The sequence below is a fragment of the Hydrogenophaga sp. GW456-12-10-14-TSB4 genome (genome assembly GCF_059424305.1).
The window spans coordinates 127,262-151,639 of sequence record NZ_JBWKZH010000003.1 but is presented as its reverse complement, the minus strand read 5'-3'; the positions used below and the strand labels follow the sequence as shown (position 1 = coordinate 151,639).

The window sequence follows — 24,378 nt, the reverse complement described above, 5'->3', positions numbered from 1 at the left end:
GCCCTGCGGGTGGATCGGGGCGCTGGGATAATCGCGCCATGGCAAGCAAACAGCGCGTGGTGGTCGGATTGAGCGGGGGCGTGGACTCCGCGGTGAGCGCGTACCTGCTCAAACAGCAGGGCTACGAGGTCATCGGCATCTTCATGAAGAACTGGGAAGACGACGACGACAGCGAATACTGCTCGACGCGGCAGGACTTCCTGGACGCCGCCAGCGTGGCCGATGTGCTCGGCATCGACATCGAACACGTGAACTTCGCCGCCGAGTACAAGGACCGGGTGTTTGCCGAGTTCCTGCGCGAGTACCAGGCCGGGCGCACGCCCAACCCCGACATCCTGTGCAACGCCGAGATCAAGTTCAAGGCCTTCCTCGACCACGCCATGCGCCTGGGCGCCGAGAAGATCGCGACCGGCCACTATGCCCGGGTGCGCGAGCGTGCCGGGGCCTTCGAGCTGCTCAAGGGCAGGGACCCGCTCAAGGACCAGAGCTACTTCCTGCACCGCCTGAACCAGGCGCAACTGGCCAAGACCCTGTTCCCGGTGGGCGAGCTGCCCAAGACCGAGGTGCGCCGCATCGCCGCCGAGATCAACCTGCCCAACGCGAAGAAGAAGGACAGCACCGGCATCTGCTTCATCGGCGAGCGGCCGTTCCGCGACTTCCTCAACCGCTACATCGCCAAGGAACCGGGGCCGATCAAGGACGCCAAGGGCCGCGTGCTCGGCCAGCACGTGGGGCTGAGCTTCTACACGCTGGGCCAGCGCCAGGGCCTGGGCATCGGCGGCGTGCGCGAGAAGGGCGCCCAGAAGGGCGGCAACGACCACGCGCCCTGGTTCGTGGCGCGCAAGGACGTCGAGAAGAACACGCTGTGGGTGGTGCAGGGCCACGACCATCCCTGGCTGCTCACGCCGCGCCTGCGCGCGCAGGACGCGAGCTGGGTGGCGGGCCGTCCACCCGAGGCCGCCGCGCTGGCCGCCAAGACGCGCTACCGCCAGGCGGACGCGCCCTGCCGTTTCGAGGCCGAAGGCGAGAGCGGTTTTGCCCTCGACTTCACCGACCCGCAATGGGCCGTGACCCCGGGCCAGAGCGCGGTGCTGTACGACGGCGAGGTCTGCCTGGGCGGCGGCGTGATCACCACCGACGCCGCGTCCTTTCAGGCACCACCGGCGAGTGCCCGGCCTGTGGCGGCCTAGGCCTTGTGCGACGCCCCGAGCCGGGCGTGAATCCGCCGCGTGGTGCGCCACACGGCCCACAGCACCAGCGGAATCAGGGCGCCCGCCGCCATCTCGGGCTGGATCGGCAGGCCCGCGGCCTTGGCGCCCTTGGCGAGGTAGAGCAGCAGGCTGATCACGTAGTACGAGATGGCCGCGATCGACAGGCCCTCCACCGTGGTCTGCAGGTGCAGCTGCATTTCCTGCCCGCGCGTGAGCTTCTCCAGCAGTTGCTGGTTCTGCGCCTCGGTCACGATGTCCACCCGCGTGCGCAGCAGGGCGCTGGTGCGCGAGATGCGCTCGGACAGCGAGGTGAGCCGTTGCGCGCTGGCCGCCACCGTGGCCATGGCCGGAGAGAGGCGCCGCTGCATGAACTCACCAATGGTCTGTGTGCCCGGGATGGGGCGCTCGCGCAGCTCGGCGATGCGCTGCTTGACCAGCGCATCGTAAGCGCGGGTTGCGGAAAAGCGGTAGGTGTGTTCGGCCGTGGCGCGTTCCACGCGCGCGGCGAGTGACACCAGCTGGTCCAGCAGATCCTGTTCCGAGGCCGACTTGTTCTCCAGCTGCGCGGCGATGCTCGCGAGCTGTGCTTCGGCCTGCGTCAATGTGGGCCCGAGCGCCTTGGCCACGGGCAGGCCGCGCAGCGCCATCAGCCGGTAGGTCTCCAGCTCCAGCAGGCGTTGCGAGATGCGCCCCGCGCGGGTTTCGCTGACGTCGGGCGGTGCGATCACCAGCACGCGCTCGAACCCCGAGGGCTGGAGCTGGAAGTCCGTCACCGCCCACGAATGGCCACCGCCGAGCTGGGAGGCCACCACGGTGCGGCCGCCGAACCAGCGCTGGGCCGGGCCCATGAGCGCGGCCTGCGCCGACGTGGTCTGCTCCGGCAGTTCGGCGTGCAGCATCACGAGCTGGATCGCCGCGATGGTCCGGCCGGGGATGTCGCGCAGCCAGCCGGGCGGGGCCACCAGCGCCTCCAGCAGGTCGGGGTCGCTGGCCCCCAGGCCCGCCTGGGCGGGCAGCGGCTGCACGATGGAATAGCGCGTGAACTCGGTGTGGCGCTCCCACTTCAGCGTGTGTTCCTCGAAGCGCAGCCGCAGGAAGTTGCCTTGCATCTGCTCGAGGGCAAGGTCCTGCTGGCCGGGCAGCCGGCGCAGGTGTTCGCACTCCTGCTCCCGGCTCACGCCCTCGTTGAGCACGGCGACGAACACCACGAGCGCGGGCAGGCGGATGCGCGCGGAAGGCCGCGCATGCACCTCGTTGTGCAGCTCGGCGCGCAGCGCATCGTCGGCGGGCAGGATGGAAGGTTCGAGAGATTCGATCATGGTCGGGGCATCGGCGATGGACGCTCACTGTATGCGAAGTGACAGCGCCTTCCGTGCCCCGTGAGGGGTGACAGCCTTACCGAATAACGGGGCTGACCGATGGGTCGGTGAACACCAGTGACAAGGGATAGCGCTGCCCCGACAAATGGTCTTCCATGCAGCGCAGCACCAGCGGGCTGCGCAGGCGCGCGGCGTTGGCGCGGATCTCCTCGGGTGTCATCCACAAGGTGCGCACGATGCCGGTGTCCAGTGCGCGGCCGGGCAGCGCCTCACCCAATTCACCGCTGTAGGCGAAGCGCAGGTAGGTGATGTCTTCGTCCGGCTGGCCCGCGCGGCCCGGGCGCTGGAAGCGCGAGAGGTACACGCCGACGAGGGCCGTGGGCGTGAACGCGTGCGTGGTTTCTTCCAGCGTTTCGCGCACCACGCCTTCCAGCGGGCCCTCGCCCGGATCGAGGTGGCCAGCCGGGTTGTTCAGGCGCAGGCCTTCGGCGGTGTGCTCCTCGACCAGCAGGAAACGCCCGTCGCGTTCGATGACGGCGGCCACGGTGACGCTGGGTTTCCATCGGGTGTCCATGGCGCGCATTATGGGGTTTGCGGCGTTCTGACATGGGCCGGATCGACCGCTTTCGGGTAAGCTCGCGCGACTTTCACATTCAACCTGTGGGTGAGGAGATATTCATGCTGATAGGCGTACCCGCTGAGACCACAGTGGGCGAGACCCGAGTGGCCGTGACCCCGGAGACGGCGAAGAAATACGTGGCGCAAGGCCACACCGTGCGCGTGCAGTCGGGTGCCGGCGTGGCCGCGAGCGTCACCGATGCCGCGTACACCGCGGTCGGTGCCGAGATCACCGACGCCGCCGGCGCCCTGGGCGCTGACCTGGTGCTCAAGGTCCGCTCGCCGTTCGACAACGAGATCGCGCTGATGAAACCGGGCGCCACCGTGGTCGGCATGCTCAACCCCTTCGACGCCGCCGGCCTGCAGCGCCTGGCCACGGCCGGCCTCACCGCCTTCGCGCTCGAAGCCGCGCCGCGCACCACGCGCGCGCAGAGCATGGACGTGCTGTCCTCGCAGGCCAACATCGCCGGCTACAAGGCCGTGATGGCCGCCGCGCACCACTACCAGCGTTTCTTCCCCATGCTCATGACGGCGGCGGGCACGGTCAAGGCCGCGCGCGTGGTCATCCTGGGCGTGGGCGTGGCGGGCCTGCAGGCCATCGCCACGGCCAAGCGCCTGGGCGCGGTGATCGAGGCGTCCGACGTGCGCCCGAGCGTGAAGGAGCAGGTCGAGTCGCTGGGCGGCAAGTTCATCGACGTGCCCTACGAAACCGCCGAAGAGAAGGAAGCCGCTGAAGGCGTGGGCGGTTACGCCCGCCCGATGCCGCCGTCCTGGCTGGAGCGCCAGAAGGCCGAGGTGGCCAAGCGCGTGGCCCAGGCCGACGTGGTCATCTCCACCGCGCTCATCCCCGGCCGCGCCGCGCCCGTGCTCATCACCGAGGACATGGTCAAGTCCATGAAGCCCGGCAGCGTGATCGTGGACATCGCCGCCGGCAAGGGCGCCGACGGCGTGGGTGGCAACTGCCCGCTCACCGAAGCCGACAAGACGGTCGTCAAACACGGCGTGACGCTGGTGGGCGAGACCAACCTCGCCGCCATGGTCGGTGCCGATGCTTCGGCGCTGTATGCGCGCAACGTGCTGGACTTCCTCAAGCTCATCATCAACAAGGATGGTGCGCTGCACGTGGACATGGAAGACGACATCGTGGCGGCCTGCCTGATGGCGCAAGGCGGTGAGGTCAAGCGCAAATGAGCCGTGTGATGCTGCGCGCGAAACTGCACCGCGCGACCGTGACCGAAGCCGACCTGCACTACGAAGGTTCCTGCGGCATCGACGAGGACCTGATGGACGCTGCCGACATGCGGGAGTACGAGAAGATCGAGCTCTACAACGTCAACAACGGCGAGCGCTTCTCCACCTACATCATCAAGGCCGCGCGCGGCTCGGGCGCCATCTCGCTCAACGGCGCGGCCGCGCGCAAGGCGCATGTGGGTGACCTGCTGATCATCTGCACCTACTCCCCGGTGGACGACGCGGCCGTGCCGCAATGGAAGCCCCGTGTCGTGTTGCTCGGCGAGGGCAACCGCATCAACGAGATCAAGAAAACCTGAATCGAGGAGATTCTCATGGAAGCTGTATCCCCCACCGTCCTCAACCTCATCATCTTCGTGCTGGCCATCTACGTTGGCTACCACGTGGTGTGGAACGTCACGCCCGCGCTGCACACGCCGCTGATGGCCGTGACCAACGCCATCTCGGCCATCGTGATCGTGGGCGCCATGCTGGCCGCCGCGCTCACGGAAACCAACCTGGGCAAGACCATGGGCGTGCTGGCCGTGGCGCTGGCCGCGGTCAACGTTTTCGGTGGCTTCCTGGTCACCCGGCGCATGCTGGAGATGTTCAAGAAAAAGGAGCGCAAGGCGCCCGCTGCTGAGGGAGCGCACAAATGAGCATGAACCTCGTCACGCTGCTGTACCTGGTTGCCAGCGTCTGCTTCATCCAGGCCTTGAAGGGCCTGTCGCACCCCACCACCTCCATCCGCGGCAACGTCTTCGGCATGACCGGCATGGCGATTGCCGTGCTGACCACCGCCGCGCTCATCGTCGAGCTCTCCGGCGGCAAGGCGCAGGGCATGGTCTGGGTGCTGGGCGGCCTGGTGGTCGGTGGCGCCATCGGCGCCCTCATGGCCAACCGGGTCGAGATGACCAAGATGCCCGAGCTGGTCGCCTTCATGCACAGCATGATCGGCCTGGCCGCTGTCTGCATCGCCGTGGCCGTGGTGGCCGAGCCCTGGGCTTTCGCCATCGTCGCCAAGGGCGAAGCGATTCCGGGCGGCAACCGCATCGAACTCGCGCTGGGCGCCTTCATCGGGGCGGTCACCTTCTCAGGCTCGGTCATCGCCTTCGGCAAGCTCTCGGGCAAATACAAGTTCCGCCTGTTCCAGGGCGCGCCGGTCACGTTCGCGGGTCAGCACAAGCTCAACCTGCTGCTGGGCCTGGCCACGGCCTTCTTCATCTTCGGCTTCTGGCACTCGCAGAGCTGGATGGACATCGTGCTGGTGATCGCCCTGGGCTTCATCCTGGGCGTGCTCATCATCATCCCCATCGGCGGCGCCGACATGCCGGTGGTGGTGTCCATGCTCAACAGCTACTCGGGCTGGGCGGCGGCCGGCATCGGCTTCAGCCTGAACAACTCCATGCTGATCATCGCCGGCTCGCTGGTGGGCTCCTCCGGTGCCATCCTCTCGTACATCATGTGCAAGGCGATGAACCGCTCGTTCTTCAACGTGATCCTGGGCGGCTTCGGTGGCGATGCTGCGGCGGCCGTGGCCGGTGGTGGCGTGCAGCGCACCGCCAAGAGCGGCAGCGCGGACGATGCGGCCTTCATCCTGGGCAACGCCGAGACCGTCGTCATCGTGCCCGGCTACGGCCTGGCCGTGGCGCGCGCTCAGCACGCGGTGAAGGAACTGGCGCACAAGCTGACCGAGAAGGGCATCACCGTGAAGTACGCCATCCACCCGGTGGCGGGGCGCATGCCGGGCCACATGAACGTGTTGCTGGCCGAAGCCGAAGTGCCTTACGACCAGGTGTTCGAGATGGAAGACATCAACGGCGAGTTCGGCCAGGCCGACGTGGCCATCATCCTGGGCGCCAACGACGTGGTGAACCCGGCCGCCCTGCAGAAGGGCAGCACGATCTACGGTATGCCGATCCTGGAGGCCTACAAGGCCAAGACGGTGATCGTGAACAAGCGCTCCATGGCCGCCGGTTACGCGGGCCTGGACAACGAGCTGTTCTACATGGACAAGACCATGATGGTCTTCGGCGACGCCAAGAAGGTCGTCGAAGACATGACCAAGGCCATCGAGTAAATCGAAAGCGTCCATTTCCGACCGATACCCGAAGGGCCCGTGGCGACACCGGCCCTTCGGTTTTTGTAGCATGCTTGCAGCCAGTCGCGGGTTTTAGAGTCGGCTGTCAGAGCCGCGTAAGGGAAAAACACGAGGCCCCGGGTCTTGCTTCCCACTGAAAATGCCCGGTTGATCTATCCACAAGAACGAGGAGATTCCGAATGAGCGAACCGACGGCCAACCGTCCCTGGCTGGGTGCCTACCCCGCCGGCGTGCCCGCCGACATCGACGTGGCGCAATACCCCTCGCTGGTGCATCTGATGGAGGAGAGCTTCCAGAAGCACGCCGGCCGCACCGCCTACAGCTTCATGGGCAAGGACGTCAGCTTCGCGCAGACCGACAGCCTTTCGCAGGCCTTCGCGGCCTACCTGCAGGGCCTGGGCCTGGTCAAGGGCGATCGCGTGGCCATCATGATGCCCAACGTGCCCCAGTACCCGGTGGCGGTGGCGGGCATCCTGCGCGCCGGCTTCGTGGTGGTCAACGTCAACCCGCTGTACACGCCGCGCGAACTGGAGCACCAGCTCAAGGACTCCGGCGCCAAGGCCATCGTGATCATCGAGAACTTCGCGCACACGCTGCAGCAGTGCATCGCCAACACGCCCACCAAGCACGTGGTGCTCGCGGCCATGGGCGACCAGCTGGGCCTGCTCAAGGGCGCGCTGGTGAACTACGTGGTGCGCAACGTCAAGAAGATGGTGCCCGCCTACAGCCTGCCCCAGGCGGTGCGCTTCAACGACGCGATCGCCAAGGGCACGCGCGGCACGCTCAAGCGGCCCGAGATCAAGCCCGACGACATGGCCGTGCTGCAGTACACCGGCGGCACCACCGGCGTGAGCAAGGGCGCCGTGCTGCAGCACCGCAACGTGATCGCCAACGTGCTCCAGTCCGAGGCCTGGAACGACCCGGTGATGAAGAAGGTGCCGGCCGGCGAGCAGCCCACCAGCGTGTGCGCCCTGCCGCTGTACCACATCTTCGCGTTCACGGTGAACATGATGCTGGCCATGCGAACGGGCGGCAAGACCATCCTGATCCCCAATCCGCGCGACCTGCCGGCGGTGCTCAAGGAGCTGAGCAAGCACACCTTCCACAGCTTTCCGGCCGTCAACACGCTGTTCAACGGCCTGGCGAACCACCCCGACTTCAACACCGTCAACTGGAGCAACCTCAAGGTCTCGGTGGGCGGCGGCATGGCGGTGCAGAGCGCGGTGGCCAAGCTCTGGCTGGAGAAGACCGGTTGCCCGATCTGCGAAGGCTACGGCCTGAGCGAGACCAGCCCGTCGGCCAGCTGCAACCCGACCACCAGCACCGAGTACAGCGGCACCATCGGCGTGCCTCTGCCCAACACGTTCATGAAGTGCCTGGACGACGACGGCAACGAGGTGCCGATGGGCCAGCCGGGCGAGATCGCCATCAAGGGCCCGCAGGTCATGGCGGGTTACTGGCAGCGCCCCGACGAAACCGCCAAGGTCATGACGGCCGACGGCTTCTTCAAGAGCGGTGACGTGGGCGTGATGGACGCGCGCGGCTACTTCAAGATCGTGGATCGCAAGAAGGACATGGTGTTGGTCAGCGGCTTCAACGTGTACCCCAACGAGGTGGAGGACGTGGTGGCCTTGCTGCCCGGCGTCATGGAGTGCGCGGTGGTCGGCGTGCCGGACGAGAAGTCGGGCGAGGCGGTCAAGCTGGTGATCGTGAAGAAGGACGAAAGCCTCACCGAAGCGCAGGTGCGCGAGTACTGCAAGACCAACCTCACCGGCTACAAGCAGCCCAAGGTGGTGGAGTTCCGCACCGAACTGCCCAAGACGCCCGTGGGCAAGATCCTGCGCCGCGAGTTGCGCGACAAGAAATGACCCCCGGCGCCCTGCGCCACAATGCAAGGCGGCTTCGGCCGCCTTTTCTTTTTGCTTCTCCAGGAGTGAGCTTCCCGTGACCATCACCGCCATCGTGAGTGCCATGCACGAAGAGCTGGCCGCCGTGCTCGATCTCATGCCCGACGAACAGCAGCAGACCGTGGGAGGGCGCACCTTCTGGCGCGGCCACCTGCACGGGCAGGCGGTGGTCGCGGTGCTCTCGGGCATCGGCAAGGTGGCGGCGGCCACCACCGCCGCCGTGCTCATCGAGCGCTTCGGCGTGCAGCGCATCGTGTTCACCGGCGTGGCCGGCGGGCTGGCGCCGGGCGTGAACGTGGGCGATGTGGTGGTGGCCCGGCACTTTCTGCAGCACGATATGGACGCCTCGCCGCTCTTTCCGCGCCACGAGGTGCCGGGCTATGGCCGATCCCGCTTCGACGCCGATGCCGACCTGAGCGCGCGGCTGGCGCGGGCGAGCGAGCAGGTGCTGCGTGATCTGCCCTCGCGGCTCGGTGCCGGGGTGATGCAGGCCTTCGGGCTGGAGGCCCCGCGTTGCCACCAGGGCCTGCTGATCAGCGGTGACCGGTTTGTCTCGTCCACCGCAGAGAGCCTGGCCCTGCGCGAGGCGCTGCCCGACGCCCTGGCGGTGGAGATGGAAGGCGCGGCCTTCGCCCAGGTCTGCCACGATTTCGGCGTGCCGCTGGCCGTGGTGCGCACCATCTCGGACCGGGCCGACGACGCGGCCCATGTGGATTTCCCGCGTTTCCTGCGCGAGGTGGCGAGCCGTTACAGCGGCGCGGTCATCGACGCGCTGCTGACGCAGCGCTGAGCAGGTCTACCTCAACCAGCCTCGTTTGCGGAAGTAGAGCATCGGCAAGACCGCCGACAGCACCATCAGCGCCAGCGCCAGCGGGTAGCCGTAGTGCCACTTCAGCTCGGGCATGAAGTCGAAGTTCATGCCGTAGCTGCTGGCCACCAGCGTCGGGGGCAGCAGCGACACGCTGGCCACCGAGAAGATCTTGATGATCTTGTTCTGGTTGATGTTGATGAAACCGACCGTGGCGTCCATCAGGAAGTTGATCTTGTCGAACAGGAACGCGGTGTGGCTGTCCAGTGAATCCAGGTCGCGCAGGATCTGGCGCGCGTCCTCGAACTGCTCGGCGCTGAGCATGCGGCTGCGCATCATGAAGCTCACGGCACGGCGCGTGTCCATCACGTTGCGGCGGATGCGGCCCGACATGTCCTCGTGCCGTGCGATGGCCGACAGCGCCTCGCTCAGCAGGTTGTCCGAGGCGTTGCTGTCGAGCACCTTCTTGCTCACGGTCTCGATCTCGTCGTAGATGTCCTCCAGCGTGTCGGCGCAGTACTCGGCATCGGCGTCGAACAGCATCAGCAGCACGTCCTTGGCGTCCTCGATCAGGCCCGGCATGCGGCGCGCGCGCATGCGCAGCAGGCGGAACACCGGCACGTCTTCGTCGTGGATGGAGAACAGCACGCCCCGGCTCTTGAGCGTGTCGTTGTGCTCGTTCAGGATGAAGGCCACACGCACCGCGCGCGGGTCTTCGTCGTCGTCGATCAGGAAGTCGGAGCGCACATGCAGCTCGCCGTTGTCTTCCTCGAAGAAGCGCGCCGATTCCTCGATGTCCTCGTCCATCGCGTCTTCGGGAATCGACAGGCCGAAGTGCTGCTTGACCCAGCGGCGTTCTTCGGGGGTGGGGTCTTCCAGGTCGACCCAGATCGGCTTGAACCGGGCCAGCTCTTCGAGCGACTCGATTTCTTCCTGGAACAGGCGGCCATTGGCCAGGGTGAATACGTTGAGCATGACGGCGCTCCCGGCGGTTTCGTGCTGTCTGGCAAAAGGTCGAGGCCGGCGCGGCGGGCCTCGGGGGCGGTTCGGGTGCTGCTTTCAGCCGTCCGGCCGCCTGACCCAAAGCCGCTCGGGGCGGCGCTCAGACGGTCGCGGGGGTGGCTGAAAGCACGCAACTGGGGGGCGTGCTTTCCATGCGGGTCTCCATGTGTGAAACAGGCCGAATTATGGCACCGAGGTGCCGGCCTTCTGTTCCCCGGATGGGGCAAAAAACCGCATCAATTCGTCCTTTCGGCGCCAGGCGTCGTGTTCGCCCAACTCGATCAGGGCGTTGACGAACCCCGGCTCGAAGAGCAGGTAGCTCGCCAGCGCGGCGGCGCTGCCGGCCGCACCCCGCCGCGTGTCGAGCGCACCCAGGCCGGCCAGGGTGTTGCGGGTGGGCGCTGGAAGCTCCCGAATGTGCTTGCTCGCCAGCTCGTCCAGCGAGAAGCTGGGCTGGATCGCCAGCACCTCCACCGGCCGGTAGGGCAGCGCGGCCGCGAGGCCCGGGGGCAGCCGTGCCAGCGTCTGGCTCACCCGCTGGGCCTGCTCCACGTCGGCCTGCAGCGTGTCGTGGAACACGCTGGCCATGGCGTGGCCGGCGATGGTGCCCGCCGTCGGCTCGCCCGCGCTGCCGGCGGCCAGACCGGCCCGTTGCGGCTGGCCCACCCCGATCACCAGGATGCGGCGCGCGCCGAACTGGATCGCGGGCGAGAGCGGCGAGAGCTGGCGCATCGAACCGTCGCCGAAATGCTCCTTGTGGCCGTCCACCCAGAGCGGTACGGCCGGGAACAGGAAGGGGATGGCGCTCGACGCCATCAGGTGCTCGATGGTGATGGGCTGGAACTCCGAGCGCCGACCGGGGCGGTGCCAGGGCTGCACCGGGTGGTCGGGGCGGGTCTGGCAGAAGGTCCAGTGCTCACCGGTGCTGTAGCTGGACGCCGTGACACCCAGGGTGTGGATCAGCCTTTGCTCCAGCGCGCGCTCCAGCCCTTGCAGGTCGATCGCCCGGTGCAGGGTGTCCACCAGCGGCAATGTGTCGAGCAACGCACGGTGCCGGCGCACCTGCCGGGCCAGCGTCAGCCCGGCCACCACGCGGTTGGCCCGCACCCAGCCGGGTGCCTGAAGCTGGTAGACGCGATCGGAGTGCAGCGCGCTCCAGAAGGTGGCCAGCTGCGACAGGGCGGGCAGGCCCTGGGTGGCGATGCTGCCCAGGTAGGCGGCGTTGAGTGCGCCGGCCGAGGTGCCGAACAGCCACTGGAAGGGAAATGCCGGTATCGCCGCGCCGGCGGCCACCCGCGAAGCCAGGAGAGCCCCCACCGCCTTGAGAACGCCCACCTGGTACGCGGTGCGCGCCCCGCCGCCCATGAGCACCAAGGCACAGGCATCGTCACCGTATTCGGGTGCGGCCGGCAGCAGCGTGTTGTGGGTGATGAGGGTGTCGAGGGACAAGGGTGGGGCGAATGGTTGGGTTCGTCACATCCTAATCAATCGTCGCGGGTGTTGGTGTGGCTTCGTTCATCCAGCGCAACAGCGCGCGGGGATCGACGGGCTTGTTCAGCAGGACAATGTCCTGGTCCCCGTCCTCATCGGTCAGGTGCACGCTCGCATCGCCGGTGATGATCAGCGCCGGCACATCGCGCTCGAGAATGCCTCTGAGGCGGGCGATGGCCTGAAGGCCGTCGAAGGTCTCGCTCAGGTGGTAGTCGGCCACGATCAGCGAAATCGAGGCACTGTTGTTCCAGGCCAGGACGAGGGCTTCGCGCATCGCCTGTGCCCCCAGCACCGTGTGGCCCACGCCAGTCAGCAAGTGCGTGAGCGCGCGCACCACCTGTTCGTCGTTGTCCAGCACCAGCACGACCTGGCCGGATGCGGTGGGAGCGGGCGTCTTGCGGACACCCGGCGCATCGGCCTGGGCTTCGCAGCGCTGCAGGAACACCGAGAACACGGAGCCTCGACCCAGGCGCGAGTGCACATCGAGGCGGGCATCCAGCAACTCTGCCGAGCGCTGCACGATCGACAGGCCCAGGCCGAAGCCGCGCGTTTGCGCCGATGCCCGGTGCGCATTGCGGGCCTGGTAGAACTCGTCGAACACCCGGGGCAGGTCCTGCTCAGGAATGCCGATGCCGGTGTCCCAGACCTGAATCTCCACTTCGCCGCCTCGCCGCCGGGCGCCCACCAGCACCCCGCCATGCTTGCAGTACCGCACCGCGTTGGTGACCAGGTTGAGCATCACCGTGTGCAGGACCGCTGGGTCGGCCCGGACCCACAGCGGCGTTTCCACCAGCCGCAGCCGAAGGCCTTTGGCCTTGGCCTGTTCGCGCAGGACCTCGCCGACCTGCTGCAGGACCGGGTTGACCGCGCAGGGGCTTCGTCGGACCGTGACGACGCCGGAGTCCAGTCGGGAGATCTCCATCAGCACGTGCAGCAGCTGGCCCATGCTCTCCAGCACCGAGTGCATGCGGTCGGCAATGTCGGTGAGCGCGTGGGGCGACGGCCGCGCGTGCCGCACCAGGCGCTGGAGCGCGGGCACGAACAGGCCCATGGCGTGGATCGGTTGGCGAAGGTCGTGGCTGGCCGCGGCGAGAAACCGCGTCTTTCGGCGATCGGCCGCCTCGGCATGCTCCTTGGCCCGGGTGAGGCTTTCCACCAGCGCCTCGTTTTCCATGCGCAGCGCGATCGATTGGCGCAGCGACAAGGGGATGCTGCGTGCGAACGAGGCGGAGAACGCCAGAAACAGCAGCGACAGCACCCCCAGGGTGATCGACGCCGATCCACCCTCGATCAGGCAATGGATCGAGAAAGGCAAGGCGCAAGGGATGGCAAACGCCAGGTGCGCAGGCCAGTAGGCGCCGATGGACTGGGTGGCGCTGGCGAGGATGCCGCACAGGGCGATCGCGATGACGGCTTGCGCGTACAGGTCATCGTGTGTGAAGAACAGCCAGGGGATCGCCCCCCACATCGCACCAGCACCGCCCGAGGCCACGGTCAGCGCCAACGCCCATTGACGCAAGTTCGCTCCGGCAGGAGGGTATCGGCGGCGCCCCAGGAGCAGCACCAGACGAAAGATCGAGTACAACGCCATGCTCGCCAACCAACCCAGCACCTTGACCGCGGGCTGATCCTGCAGGATCAGCAACCAGGCCACGCCGCTGGCCAGTACTACAGTTCCCACCGCCATGCCTGGCAGGTGGTTCAACAGAATGCTCACCTGTTCGTGCAGCAGGCGCTGCTCGAGATCCATCGATTTGACGGTGTTGGGCATGAACGAGTTCGTACCTGAGGTCGCCTCCATTAGCGAGCCAACTCCCGTTTGCCCCTTAGTTTACGATTTTGTCGGGCTTTCTTTTCATCGGTTTCTCACGCTTTGTTGCCCCCTGCGGCTTGCGCCAGCGGGCATTCATGGGCATAGTGGTCTCAAGACATCCCCGTGGCCGTCGGGAGGTCTTGCCCCAGGCGGCTTGTGTCAACCCGGAGCAAATGGAGGCTCATCTATGAACCTGACGATCAGCGGTCACCACCTCGAGGTCACGCCCGCCCTGCGCGGCTATGTCACCACCAAGCTGGAACGCATCTCCCGACACTTTGACCAAGTGGTCGACATCAAGGTGCTGTTGACGGTGGACAACCTCAAGGAGAAAGATCTGCGACAAAAGGCCGAATGCAATGTCCACGTGAAGGGGCGCGATCTGTTTGCGGAAAGCGTCCATGCCGATCTGTATGCCGCGGTGGACGAACTGGCCGACAAACTGGACCGCCAGGTGCTGCGCTACAAGGACAAGACGCAAGACCATCACCACGGTACGGTCAAACGATTGATGTGACCCACCTCACGGCCCCTGCCGCAGGGGGCGTGAACAATGTTGCAATGCAGCAAGCCGCTTGATATGTCAAGCGGCTTTTTTGTCTCCGCAGTCTAGCCAAGGGACACCAACTCGGCATAATTTGCGGTCCGAAAGGGCCTACATGAACCGACTTTCCGCCATATTGCCCGCCGTGCAAGTGCTCGTTGGCGTTGACGCCACCAGCAAGAAACGTGCATTCGAAGAGGCCGGCCTGCTGTTTGAAACCGAGCACGGACTCAACCGTGCCCTGATCACCGACAGTCTCTTCGCGCGCGAGCGCCTCGGCTCCACCGGTCTCGGCCATGGCGTGGCCATCCCCCACGGTCGCATCAAGGGCCTCAAACAACCGCTGGCCGCGGTATTCCAGCTGGCCAGCCCGATTGGCTTCGACGCCCCCGACGAACAGCCAGTGCAGTTCATGATCTTCCTGCTGGTGCCCGAAGTGGCAACGCAGAAACACCTGGAGATCCTCTCCGAGATCGCCGAAATGCTCAGCGACAGCGCCTTGCGTGAACAGATGAAAACGTCCACCGATGCCGCCGAGCTGCACAAGCTGATCACCTCCTGGCAGTCGGCCCACGCCGCCGCCTGAGCCTGAGCCCCGTTTGAAACCCACCGTCGTCAGCGCCGATGTCCTGTTCGAGGACCATCGCGACGCCCTGAAATGGCAGTGGATCGCCGGTCTCGGTGCCTCCGAGCGCCGCTTTGACGAGGTGGCCATCCGCGCCGCCCGCTCGGGCGCGGATCTGGTGGGCTACCTCAACTACATCCACCCTTACCGCGTGCAGGTCTTCGGCGAGCGCGAGGTGAAGTACCTCACCAGCCCGAGTGAAGACGACAACCGCCGGCGGGTGGCGCGCATCGTCACGCTGGAGCCGCCGGTGCTGGTCGTGGCGGATGGGCAGACCGCGCCCGATGCCCTCACGGCCATGTGCGAGCGCGCCCAGATCCCGATGTTCTCCACGCAGGAGTCGGCGGCCTTTGTCATCGACGTGCTGCGCGCCTACCTCTCGCGCCATTTCGCCGACCGCGCTTCCATGCACGGCGTGTTCATGGACATCCTGGGCATGGGCGTGCTGATCACCGGCGAGTCCGGCCTGGGCAAGAGCGAGCTGGGGCTGGAGCTGATCTCGCGCGGCCACGGCCTGGTGGCCGACGACGCGGTGGACCTCTACCGCATCAACCAGACCAGCATCGAAGGCCGCTGCCCCGAGCTGTTGCAGAACTTGCTGGAAGTGCGCGGTATCGGCCTGCTCGACATCAAGGCCATCTTTGGCGAAACCGCCGTGCGCCGCAAGATGCGGCTCTCGCTGATCGTGCACCTGGTGCGCCGCGAAACCATGGAGCGGGACTACGAGCGCATGCCCCACGAACCGCTGTACCAGGACGTGCTGGGCGTGCCGGTTCGCAAGGCGGTGATTCAGGTGGTGGCCGGCCGCAACATCGCCGTGCTGGTGGAGGCGGCTGTGCGCAACACCATCCTGCAGCTGCGCGGCATCGACACGTATCAGGAGTTCGTCTCACGCCACCGCGCCGCCATGTCGCGCAGTGAATGAGGCGTTCGCGTCGCCTCAGGTGACGCGGTGCACATTGCCCCGGTGAGGGCAATCGGTCTTGCTGCAGTTCGCGTAGAGCGAAAGGGCGTGCTCCTGGAGCACGAAGCCGCGTGCCTTGGCCACCATCTGCTGGCGCTTCTCGATCTCGGCGTCGAAGAATTCCTCGACGCGTCCGCAGTCCAGGCACACCAGGTGGTCGTGGTGCTGGCCCTCGTTGAGCTCGAACACCGATTTGCCCGACTCGAAGTTGCTGCGCGTGAGCAGGCCCGCCTGCTCGAACTGCATCAGCACACGGTAGACCGTGGCCAGGCCGATGTCGGAGCGTTCTTCGAGCAACACGCGGAACACATCTTCGGCCGTCATGTGCCGCTGCTTGGCGTTCTGGAACACCTCCAGAATCTTCAGGCGGGGCAGGGTGGCCTTGAGCCCCGTGCTCTTGAGTTCTTCGATGTTGGTCATGGCAGGCAGGTGCAAGGGGTTGAAACAGGCGCCCACCGGCGCCACCGACCCCTGGGGCGGGCGCCCGCCGGCGCAGAACCCCGGGGCTACAATGACCGGATCATATCGCCAGCGTCCGCCGCCTGCCGCATTACCCCCTGTGTCGCACACGGCGTTTCGTCTCCAGGGTCAGCCCATGCATCTCTTCTCTTCCCGTTTTGCCCCCGTCCTGTGTGCGCTGGTGGCCGCTGCGTCGCTCTCGGCCTGCAGTTACGTGCCAACCGTCGTCACCCCCTACAAGATCGACATCGTGCAGGGCAATGTGGTCACGCGCGAGCAGGCGCAGGCCCTCAAGCCGGGCATGACCCGTGCCCAGGTGCGCGACATCCTGGGCTCGCCCTTGCTGGCCAGCGTGTTCCACGCCGATCGCTGGGACTACGTGTTCACCTTCCGTCGCCAGGGCCAGCCGGCCCAGGAGCGCAAGCTGACGCTGTTCTTCAAGGGGGAGGCGCTCGAGCGCTTCGAGGGCGACGACCTGCCCAGCGAAATGGAGTTCGTCGCGTCGCTCGACGCCCGTCGCAAATTCGGCAAGGTGCCGCCGCTGGAGGCCACCGACGCGCAGTTGAAGTCCTTCCAGGACAAGAACACCCCCGCGGCGCCCGAGCCCACGCCGCCCGCGCCGTCGGCCGACACCGTCTACCCTCCGCTGGAAAACTCGGGAGCATCGCGATGAGCGCCGGCAACGCACCCCTGCGCATCAGTGTGGCCGGCGCCAGCGGCCGCATGGGCCAGATGCTGGTCGAAGCCGTGCGCGGCAGCGGCGATTGCGCGCTCTCGGGCGCGCTCGACATCGCCGGCAGCCCGGCCATTGGCCAGGACGCGGCCGGCTTCGCGGGCCAGGCCAGCGGCGTGGCCATCACCGCCGACCTCGCCGCCGGCCTCTCGGGCAGCCAGTTCCTCATCGACTTCACCCGGCCCGAAGGCACCATGGCGCATCTGCGCGAGTGCGCGAAGCACGGCGTGGCCGTGGTCATCGGCACCACCGGCTTCTCCGATGAGCAGAAGGCCGAAATCGCGCAGATCGCGAAGCAGATCCCCATCGTCATGGCACCCAACATGAGCGTGGGTGTCAACGTCACGCTCAAGCTGCTGGAAATGGCCGCCAAGGCCATGTCCACCGGCTACGACATCGAGATCATCGAAGCGCACCACCGCCACAAGGTGGACGCACCCAGCGGCACGGCGCTCAAGATGGGCGAAGTGATCGCCGATGCGCTGGGTCGCGACCTCAAGGAATGCGCGGTCTACGCGCGCGAAGGCATCACCGGCGAGCGCGATCCGTCCACCATCGGTTTTGCGGCCATCCGGGGCGGCGACATCGTGGGCGACCACACGGTCCTGTTCGCCGGCACTGGCGAGCGCATCGAGATCACGCACAAATCCAGCAGCCGCGCCACCTACGCGCAAGGCAGCCTGCGCGCCGTGCGCTTCCTCGCCGGCAAGCCGGCCGGCCTGTACGACATGTTCGACGTGCTCGGCTTGCGCTGAGCCGACTCATGGACGCCGCCAGCGCCCCGGTGAGCCTCCTGCAGACCCTGGCCCAGGCCGATACCCTCGGCCGCGCCGTGGCCCTGCTGCTGCTGGCCATGTCGGTCGCGAGCTGGGTGGTCATCCTCTGGAAGGCGTGGCTGCTGCGCCGCGCCGCCGCCGACCTGAACCTGAGCACCGCCGCCTTCTGGCAGGCCAGCGACCTGGACGACGCCCAGGCGCGCCTGGGCCGTTTCGACCCGCAGCAGCTCGTGTTGCCCCTGCTGCAGGCCGCGCGCGGCCTGGACAGCGCCGCACCGCACACCCTGGCCGCCGCCGGTGACCGCTCGCAGCAACTCACCCGCGTGCTGCGCGACGCCCTGCACCGCGTGCTGCACCGGTTGCAGTTCGGCCAGGTGCTGCTGGCCACCGTGGGCTCCACCGCCCCCTTCGTGGGCCTGCTGGGCACCGTCTGGGGCATTTACCACGCGCTCACCGGCATCGGGCTCGACGGGCCCTTTCGCATCGAGCAGGTCTCCGGCCCGGTGGGCGAGGCGCTGGTGATGACCGCCGCCGGCCTGGCGGTGGCCATTCCCGCCGTGCTGGCCTACAACGTGCTGGGTCGCCAGATCGCCCGCATCGAGGCCGACCTGGAAGGCTTCGCGCGCGACTTGCGCGAACTGCTGGCGCACAAGGAACAACAGTGAGCTTCGGCAGGCTGGAGCGGCCCACGGGCGACCGGCCCATGAGCGACATCAACGTCACGCCCCTGGTGGACGTGATGCTGGTGCTGCTGGTCATTTTCATCATCGCCGCCCCCTTCATGGCCAGCCGGCTCGCGCTGGAGCTTCCCAAGGCAGAGGTGCCCGCCACCGCGCCGGCCGCCGCCGAAGCCTCCGTCTCCCTCGCCCTGGACGCCCAGGGGCAACTGCACTGGAACGACGAACCCCTGGCCGAGGACGCGCTGCGCCAGCGCCTGGAGGAGACCGCCCGGCGCAACCCCGCCACCGAGCTGCAACTGCGGGCCGACGCCGCCGCGCCCTATGGCCGCGTGGTGCAGCTGATCGGCCTGGCGCAGGCCGCCGGCCTCTCGCGCATCGGCTTCGTGGCCGATGCCGCGCCCCCCGCCGCGCGCTGAATGCCGGGGCACGGGCGTGCGGATCGGGCCAAGGCCTAAAATCCCGCATCTCCCCCGCGCCACCGCGCGCCCTCTCTCCTTTCACACCGTCCCCGGCTGGTCCGGCCCCTGGTTCATGCAAGACAAATACGCCCACAAGGAAGTCGAGCGCGCCGCGCACGCCCACTGGAACGCCATCGACGCCTACCGCGTGAGCGAGGATGCAGGCAAGTCGAAGTTCTATGCCTGCTCGATGCTGCCCTACCCCAGCGGCAAGCTGCACATGGGGCATGTGCGCAACTACACCATCAACGACATGCTCGCGCGGCACCTGCGCATGAAGGGCCACAACGTCCTCATGCCCATGGGCTGGGATGCCTTCGGCCTGCCGGCCGAGAACGCCGCGCTCAAGAACGGCGTGCCGCCCGCCAAGTGGACCTACGAGAACATCGCGTACATGAAGCAGCAGATGCAGGCCATGGGCCTGGCCATCGACTGGTCGCGCGAAGTCGCCACCTGCGACCCGAGCTACTACAAGTGGAACCAGTGGCTGTTCCTGCGCATGCTGGAAAAGGGCATCGCCTACCGCAAGACCCAGGTCGTCAACTGGGACCCGGTGGACCAGACCGTGCTGGCCAACGAACAGGTGATCGACGGCAAGGGTTGGCGCACCGGCGCCGTGGTCGAGAAGCGCGAGATCCCGGGCTACTACCTCAACATCACCGCCTACGCCGACGAGCTGCTTGACCACGTGCAGATCGGCAACCCCAAGGCCACCCTCAACGGCTGGCCCGACAAGGTGCGGCTGATGCAGGAAAACTGGATCGGCAAGAGCGAAGGCGTGCGCTTCGCCTTCCCCCACACGATCCAGGACGCCGGTGGCGCGCCGATCGGCGGCGGCCGCATGTACGTCTTCACCACGCGCGCCGACACCATCATGGGCGTGACCTTCTGCGCCGTGGCGCCCGAGCACCCGCTGGCCACGCATGCCGCCGAGAGCAACAAGGCCCTGGCCGCGTTCATCGAAGAGTGCAAGACCGGTGGCACCACCGAAGCCGAACTCGCCACCCAGGAAAAGAAGGGCATGGCCACGGGCCTGACCGTCACCCACCCGCTCACCGGCAAGGAAGTGGATGTGTGGGTCGGCAACTATGTGCTCATGAGCTACGGCGACGGCGCCGTGATGGGCGTGCCCGCGCACGACGAGCGCGACTTCGCGTTCGCCAACAAGTACGGCATTGCGATCCAGCAGGTCGTGGCGGTCGAAGGCGAGACTTTCAGCACCGAGACCTGGGCCGACTGGTACGGTGACAAGCAGCGCGGCGTGTGCGTGAACTCCGGCGCGCTCGACGGCCTGGGCCACAAGGCCGCCGTCGACAAGGTCGCCGAGCTGCTGGCCGGCAAGGGCATGGGCGAGAAGAAGACCACCTTCCGCCTGCGCGACTGGGGCGTGAGCCGCCAGCGTTACTGGGGCACGCCCATCCCCATCATCCACTGTGCCGAACACGGCGCCGTGCCCGTGCCCGAAAAAGACCTGCCGGTCGTGCTGCCGCAGGACTGCATCCCCGACGGCTCGGGCAACCCGCTGCACAAGCACGAAGGCTTCCACGCCGGTGTGGTCTGCCCCGTGTGCGGCCAGCCCGCGCGCCGCGAAACCGACACCATGGACACCTTCGTGGACTCGTCCTGGTACTTCATGCGCTACTGCGACCCCACCAACGACGAGCAGATGGTCGCCGACGGCGCCGACTACTGGATGCCGATGGACCAGTACATCGGCGGCATCGAACACGCCATCCTGCACCTGCTGTACGCGCGCTTCTGGACCAAGGTCATGCGCGACCTCGGCCTGGTCAAGGTCGACGAACCCTTCACCCACCTGCTCACGCAGGGCATGGTGCTCAACCACATCTACAGCCGCCGCACCGCCAAGGGCGGCAAGGACTACTTCTGGCCGCACGACGTGGAGCACGTGCTTGACGACACCGGCAAGGTCGTGGGCGCCAAGCTCAAGAACCCCGCCACCAGCGGCGACGGCATGCTGCCCGCGGGCACACCGATCGACTACGAGGGCGTGGGCACCATGTCCAAGTCCAAGAACAACGGCGTGGACCCGCAGGACCTGATCGAGAAATACGGCGCCGACACCGCGCGCCTGTACACCATGTTCACCGCGCCGCCCGAAGCCACGCTGGAGTGGAACGACGCGGCCGTGGAAGGCAGCTACCGCTTCCTGCGCCGTGTGTGGGCCTTCGGCGTGAAGCTCTCGGCCGTCGGCGGCCTGGGCGCGCTGGCCGCCGGCGTGTCCGGTCAGGCGCTGTCCAAGTCCGCCAAGGCGCTGCGCCTGGAGATCCACACCGTGCTCAAGCAGGTGGACTACGACTACCAGCGCATGCAATACAACACCGTGGTCTCGGGCGCGATGAAGATGCTCAACGCGCTGGAAGACTTCAAGCCCGACGGCTCCGCCGGTGACAACGCCGCGCTGGCCGAAGGCTTCGGCATCCTGCTGCGCTCGATCTACCCGGCCACGCCGCACATCGCGCACACGCTCTGGAGCGACCTGGGCTACGCTGGCGAGCTGCTCGACGCGCCCTGGCCCGAGGCCGATCCCGCCGCGCTGCAGCGCGATGAAATCGAGCTCATGCTGCAGATCAACGGCAAGCTGCGCGGCAGCGTGACCGTGCCCGCCGGCGCCGACAAGGCCGCCATCGAGGCCGCGGCGCTGGCCAGCGAGGCCTTCGTCAAGCAGGCCGCGGGCGCTGCCCCGAAAAAAGTGGTGGTCGTGCCCGGCCGCCTGGTCAACGTCGTCATCTGAGGGCCGATCCATGCCAACCCACCGCCCGTCCCCGACCCCTATCGCCGCGCGCCGCCGTGCGCTGCTGCAGCTGGCGGCGGGCGCTGCGGCCTTGGCGGGCGTGACCGGCTGCGGCTTCAAGCTGCGCCAGGCGCCCACCTTTGTCTTCCAGACCGTGCGCCTGGTGGGTGGCACCAACACGCCCGTGACGGCCGAACTGCTGCGCGCCCTGGCCACCAACGGCTTGCAGGTGGTGTACGGCGCGACGCCCGCCGACGTGGTGCTGACCGTGGTCACCGACCAGCGCGAGCGCATCGCCGTGGGCCAGACCGCCGCCGGCCAGGTGCGCGAACTGCAACTTCGCACGCGCTTCACCTTCCGGCTGCGCACGACGAGTGACAAGGATCTGATCGACGACACCGAGCTGCTGCTCGAGCGCGACCTGAGCTTCAGCGAAACGGCCGTGCTCTCGAAGGACGCCGAAGAGGCGCTGCTGTACCGCGACATGGTGTCGGACGCCGTGCAGCAGGTGGTGCGCCGCCTGGCCGCCGTGAAATCCCTCTGACAGGTCCCCATGCAGATTGCCGCCCCGCAACTCGCCGCTCAACTGCAACGCGGCCTGAAGAGCCTGTACACCCTGCACGGCGACGAGCCCCTGCTGGTGCAGGAGGCGGCCGATGCCATCCGCACGGTCGCGCGCGAGCAGGGCTACACCGAGCGCACGGTGCACACCGTGGCCGGCGCGCATTTCGACTGGGGCGAGGTGCTGGCCAGCGGCGGCTCGATGAGCCTGTTCGCCGACAAGCAACTGATCGAGATCCGCATCCCCTCCGGCAAGCCGGGCAAGGACGGCTCGCAAGTGCTGCAGCAGATCGCCGAAGCCGCGCAGGGCAACGACAGCACCCTCACGCTCGTGCTCCTGCCGCGCCTGGACATGGCCACCCAGAAGGGCGCCTGGTTCGCCGCGCTGGAGAGTTTCGGCGCCACCGTGAAACTCGACCCGGTGGACCGCAAGGCCCTGCCGTCGTGGATCGCGCAGCGCCTGCAACAGCAAGGCCAGCGCGTGGCCTCGGGCGAGGAGGGCCAGCGCACGCTGCAGTTCTTCGCCGACCGGGTCGAGGGCAACCTGCTCGCTGCGCACCAGGAAATCCAGAAACTCGCGCTGCTGCACCCGGCGGGTGAGCTGAGCTTCGAGCAGGTGGAAGGGGCGGTGCTCAACGTGGCCCGCTACGACGCCTTCAAGCTGGCCGAGGCCGTGCTGGGTGGGCAGGTGCAGCGGGTGCAGCGCATGCTCGACGGTCTGCAGGCCGAGGGTGAGGCGCCGGTGCTGGTGCACTGGGCCTTGTCGGAAGACATCCGAACCCTGCACCGCATCCGCACCGCGATGGACGCGGGTCGGCCGTTGCCGATGGCCTTGCGCGAGAACCGGGTGTGGGGGGTGAAGGAAAAGCTCATGGAGCGGGCGATTCCCTTGCTCAGCATCGCTACCTTGTCGCGCTGGCTCGATGATGCGCACACGGTGGACGGCATCGTCAAAGGCCTCAAGGCGCCTTCCTGGCCGGCCGATCCCTGGCAGGCTTTGCAGCAGATGGCCATGAAGGTTTCTCTGGCCTGCTCTGTTCGGTAGGTTCTTTCATTTTTCACGCCATGCGGTTGGCGGGGTATCAGCCCTCCCAGGGTGGCGTGCCGGCGTGTCTTGCAGGACAGTGGCGGTGTCCGAATGCGCAGGCCCCCATTCGCGGTTGCCACAGAGCCTGAGCGCCCACAGAGGTGTTGACGAAGGGGTATGAGCGGACCAGGGCAGTCGTCCGCGAGCAGGGCCGGAGCAGTCGGATGCCGCCACTGTCCTGACGCGAGGTCTCGGCCAGAAAACGCAACTCAGGCCGCCGAAGCCCCAGCCCGCAAAGCAGACTCCCGGAAGTCGCTGGGCGACTGCCCCGTGTGCTCCCGAAACACGCGGCTGAAGTGGGCCCCATTGTTGAAGCCCCAGGAAAACGCGATCTCCGTGATCGTGCGGTGCGCCCGGGAAGGGTGGGCCAGCTCCCGCATGCAGGCCTGAATGCGCTGACGCTGGATGTAATGCGCCAGCGTATCGTCCTCCGCGCTGAACGCCTTGTGCAGATGCCGCTTGCTGCAATTCAGCGCCTGCGCAATGTGGTCCAGCGTCAAGGACGGATCGCGCAAATGCTGCCCGATGTGCTCACGGATGCGGTCGCGAAACGCCTCCAGCTGCGTCGTGCCGTTCTCGCGCCCCGACAACTCCTGCAACGACAAACGCACCAGCTCCACGATCAGCTCGCCCGCACCCCGCGCCGCGTTCTCGCTCATCCCGGGCAACTCCTGGTACGTCGTGCGCATCGTCTCCAGCGCCACCCGCGCGATCCCGCTCACACCGCCCACGTGCCGCGCCATCAACGGCTCCAGCCGCAAACCGCGCTCCGACAGCTGCTCCTTCGGCAACATCACGATCAAGTGCTCCACCCGCTCCGGGTTCGCAATCTCGTAACTGCCCGTCGTGTCGTAAATCGCCCAGCCCCCCGGCCGCACCCAGGCCTCGCGGTTGTGCTGCTGCACCCCCGCACTGCCTTGCCACGGCGCCACGATCTTCAGGTACGCCCGCTCGCTGCCGCGCGCCAGCTGCGGGCTGCGCAACACGCGGTGCCGGTTCGCCTCCAGCTTGGTCAACACCACATCGCCCGCGTGCGACGCGTGCATGTGGCCGTCGAACCCCACATCGCCGTACAGATCCGACTCCAGCCCCCCGAAATGCGTCCACACCCAGTCGCGCCAGATCGCCGCCCGCTCGCCCGGGGCGACGGCGTCGGTGCTCATGGTGGACGAGGAGGGGGCTGCGCTCATGACGGCAAATTATCGGGCGCGGTCCCGCCGCGTGCAGCGCGTGGGG

General features: G+C 67.3%; 24 protein-coding genes. 17 read left to right on the top strand and 7 right to left on the bottom strand.

The window, feature by feature from the left end; genetic code table 11:
- The first annotated feature begins 38 nt into the window (after positions 1-38).
- Positions 39-1,190: a tRNA 2-thiouridine(34) synthase MnmA gene (gene mnmA, locus AC07ZS_RS02925; protein ID WP_494797133.1), complete on the top strand. Its 1,152-nt coding sequence runs from the start codon at positions 39-41 to the stop codon at positions 1,188-1,190.
- Here mnmA and AC07ZS_RS02920 read toward each other — a convergent pair.
- Both AC07ZS_RS02920 and AC07ZS_RS02915 read right to left on the bottom strand, forming a co-directional pair.
- Entirely contained in the window at positions 1,187-2,530 is a 1,344-nt protein-coding gene (locus tag AC07ZS_RS02920; RefSeq protein ID WP_494797132.1) for a DUF3422 family protein, read from the bottom strand. The two genes, mnmA and AC07ZS_RS02920, sit on opposite strands and share 4 nt — an antisense overlap.
- Positions 2,531-2,606: 76 nt before the next feature.
- Positions 2,607-3,104 (bottom strand): NUDIX hydrolase, encoded by a 498-nt coding sequence (locus AC07ZS_RS02915; protein ID WP_494797131.1) that lies wholly within the window; start codon positions 3,102-3,104, stop codon positions 2,607-2,609.
- Between the two features lie 104 nt (positions 3,105-3,208).
- Between AC07ZS_RS02915 and AC07ZS_RS02910 the strand changes: the two genes are divergently transcribed.
- From AC07ZS_RS02910 to AC07ZS_RS02885, 6 genes are all read left to right on the top strand, one after another.
- Positions 3,209-4,339, top strand: a complete 1,131-nt coding sequence (locus AC07ZS_RS02910; RefSeq protein ID WP_494797130.1) for a Re/Si-specific NAD(P)(+) transhydrogenase subunit alpha — start codon at positions 3,209-3,211, stop codon at positions 4,337-4,339.
- Positions 4,336-4,698, top strand: coding sequence for an aspartate 1-decarboxylase (panD, locus tag AC07ZS_RS02905; RefSeq protein ID WP_291113658.1), 363 nt, complete (start codon positions 4,336-4,338; stop codon positions 4,696-4,698). The genes AC07ZS_RS02910 and panD overlap by 4 nt, the downstream gene beginning before the upstream one ends.
- Before the next feature lie 15 nt (positions 4,699-4,713).
- The gene (locus AC07ZS_RS02900) at positions 4,714-5,037 is read left to right on the top strand and encodes an NAD(P) transhydrogenase subunit alpha part 2 (RefSeq protein WP_494797129.1); all 324 of its coding nucleotides are present in this window, start codon (positions 4,714-4,716) and stop codon (positions 5,035-5,037) included.
- The gene (locus AC07ZS_RS02895; RefSeq protein WP_494797128.1) at positions 5,034-6,458 is read left to right on the top strand and encodes an NAD(P)(+) transhydrogenase (Re/Si-specific) subunit beta; all 1,425 of its coding nucleotides are present in this window, start codon (positions 5,034-5,036) and stop codon (positions 6,456-6,458) included. Before AC07ZS_RS02900 ends, AC07ZS_RS02895 begins: the two co-directional genes overlap by 4 nt.
- Before the next feature lie 200 nt (positions 6,459-6,658).
- Entirely contained in the window at positions 6,659-8,347 is a 1,689-nt protein-coding gene (locus AC07ZS_RS02890; protein WP_494797127.1) for a long-chain-fatty-acid--CoA ligase, read from the top strand.
- Between the two features lie 103 nt (positions 8,348-8,450).
- On the top strand, positions 8,451-9,176 hold the full coding sequence (locus AC07ZS_RS02885; protein ID WP_494797154.1) for a 5'-methylthioadenosine/adenosylhomocysteine nucleosidase: 726 nt from the start codon (positions 8,451-8,453) through the stop codon (positions 9,174-9,176).
- 6 nt (positions 9,177-9,182) lie between these two features.
- On the opposite strand, the gene corA is transcribed toward AC07ZS_RS02885, so the two are convergent.
- The 3 genes from corA to AC07ZS_RS02870 form a co-directional block, all read right to left on the bottom strand.
- Entirely contained in the window at positions 9,183-10,169 is a 987-nt protein-coding gene (gene corA / locus AC07ZS_RS02880; RefSeq protein ID WP_494797126.1) for a magnesium/cobalt transporter CorA, read from the bottom strand.
- Positions 10,170-10,379: 210 nt separating this feature from the next.
- Entirely contained in the window at positions 10,380-11,645 is a 1,266-nt protein-coding gene (locus AC07ZS_RS02875; RefSeq protein ID WP_494797125.1) for a patatin-like phospholipase family protein, read from the bottom strand.
- Between the two features lie 31 nt (positions 11,646-11,676).
- The gene (locus tag AC07ZS_RS02870) at positions 11,677-13,458 is read right to left on the bottom strand and encodes a hybrid sensor histidine kinase/response regulator (RefSeq protein WP_494797124.1); all 1,782 of its coding nucleotides are present in this window, start codon (positions 13,456-13,458) and stop codon (positions 11,677-11,679) included.
- 229 nt (positions 13,459-13,687) lie between these two features.
- Between AC07ZS_RS02870 and hpf the strand changes: the two genes are divergently transcribed.
- The 3 genes from hpf to hprK all read left to right on the top strand — a co-directional run bounded on the left by hpf (position 13,688) and on the right by hprK (position 15,594).
- Positions 13,688-14,017: a ribosome hibernation-promoting factor, HPF/YfiA family gene (gene hpf / locus AC07ZS_RS02865; protein WP_291113681.1), complete on the top strand. Its 330-nt coding sequence runs from the start codon at positions 13,688-13,690 to the stop codon at positions 14,015-14,017.
- A gap of 142 nt (positions 14,018-14,159) precedes the next feature.
- Positions 14,160-14,630, top strand: coding sequence for a PTS sugar transporter subunit IIA (locus AC07ZS_RS02860; RefSeq protein WP_382153173.1), 471 nt, complete (start codon positions 14,160-14,162; stop codon positions 14,628-14,630).
- Positions 14,631-14,643: 13 nt separating this feature from the next.
- Positions 14,644-15,594: an HPr(Ser) kinase/phosphatase gene (gene hprK, locus AC07ZS_RS02855; RefSeq protein ID WP_494797123.1), complete on the top strand. Its 951-nt coding sequence runs from the start codon at positions 14,644-14,646 to the stop codon at positions 15,592-15,594.
- Positions 15,595-15,609: 15 nt separating this feature from the next.
- On the opposite strand, the gene fur is transcribed toward hprK, so the two are convergent.
- Positions 15,610-16,053 (bottom strand): ferric iron uptake transcriptional regulator, encoded by a 444-nt coding sequence (gene fur, locus AC07ZS_RS02850; protein WP_291113688.1) that lies wholly within the window; start codon positions 16,051-16,053, stop codon positions 15,610-15,612.
- A 175-nt stretch (positions 16,054-16,228) separates the two neighbouring features.
- Between fur and AC07ZS_RS02845 the strand changes: the two genes are divergently transcribed.
- The 7 genes from AC07ZS_RS02845 to holA all read left to right on the top strand — a co-directional run bounded on the left by AC07ZS_RS02845 (position 16,229) and on the right by holA (position 23,100).
- Positions 16,229-16,765 carry an outer membrane protein assembly factor BamE gene (locus tag AC07ZS_RS02845; RefSeq protein ID WP_494797122.1) on the top strand — a complete coding sequence of 179 codons (537 nt, stop codon included), beginning with the start codon at positions 16,229-16,231 and terminating at the stop codon, positions 16,763-16,765.
- Positions 16,762-17,580 (top strand): 4-hydroxy-tetrahydrodipicolinate reductase, encoded by an 819-nt coding sequence (gene dapB / locus AC07ZS_RS02840; protein WP_494797121.1) that lies wholly within the window; start codon positions 16,762-16,764, stop codon positions 17,578-17,580. Before AC07ZS_RS02845 ends, dapB begins: the two co-directional genes overlap by 4 nt.
- Positions 17,581-17,588: 8 nt before the next feature.
- Entirely contained in the window at positions 17,589-18,266 is a 678-nt protein-coding gene (locus AC07ZS_RS02835; protein ID WP_494797120.1) for a MotA/TolQ/ExbB proton channel family protein, read from the top strand.
- Entirely contained in the window at positions 18,263-18,697 is a 435-nt protein-coding gene (locus AC07ZS_RS02830; RefSeq protein ID WP_494797119.1) for an ExbD/TolR family protein, read from the top strand. The genes AC07ZS_RS02835 and AC07ZS_RS02830 overlap by 4 nt, the downstream gene beginning before the upstream one ends.
- Positions 18,698-18,812: 115 nt before the next feature.
- A complete protein-coding gene (leuS, locus tag AC07ZS_RS02825) occupies positions 18,813-21,494 on the top strand; it encodes a leucine--tRNA ligase (RefSeq protein WP_494797118.1) in 2,682 nt (893 codons plus the stop codon).
- Between the two features lie 10 nt (positions 21,495-21,504).
- The gene (locus AC07ZS_RS02820; protein WP_494797117.1) at positions 21,505-22,038 is read left to right on the top strand and encodes an LPS-assembly lipoprotein LptE; all 534 of its coding nucleotides are present in this window, start codon (positions 21,505-21,507) and stop codon (positions 22,036-22,038) included.
- 9 nt (positions 22,039-22,047) lie between these two features.
- Positions 22,048-23,100, top strand: coding sequence for a DNA polymerase III subunit delta (gene holA / locus AC07ZS_RS02815; protein ID WP_494797116.1), 1,053 nt, complete (start codon positions 22,048-22,050; stop codon positions 23,098-23,100).
- 251 nt (positions 23,101-23,351) lie between these two features.
- Here holA and AC07ZS_RS02810 read toward each other — a convergent pair whose 3' ends face one another.
- Entirely contained in the window at positions 23,352-24,305 is a 954-nt protein-coding gene (locus AC07ZS_RS02810) for an AraC-like ligand-binding domain-containing protein (RefSeq protein ID WP_494797115.1), read from the bottom strand.
- Between the last annotated feature and the right edge of the window lie 73 nt (positions 24,306-24,378).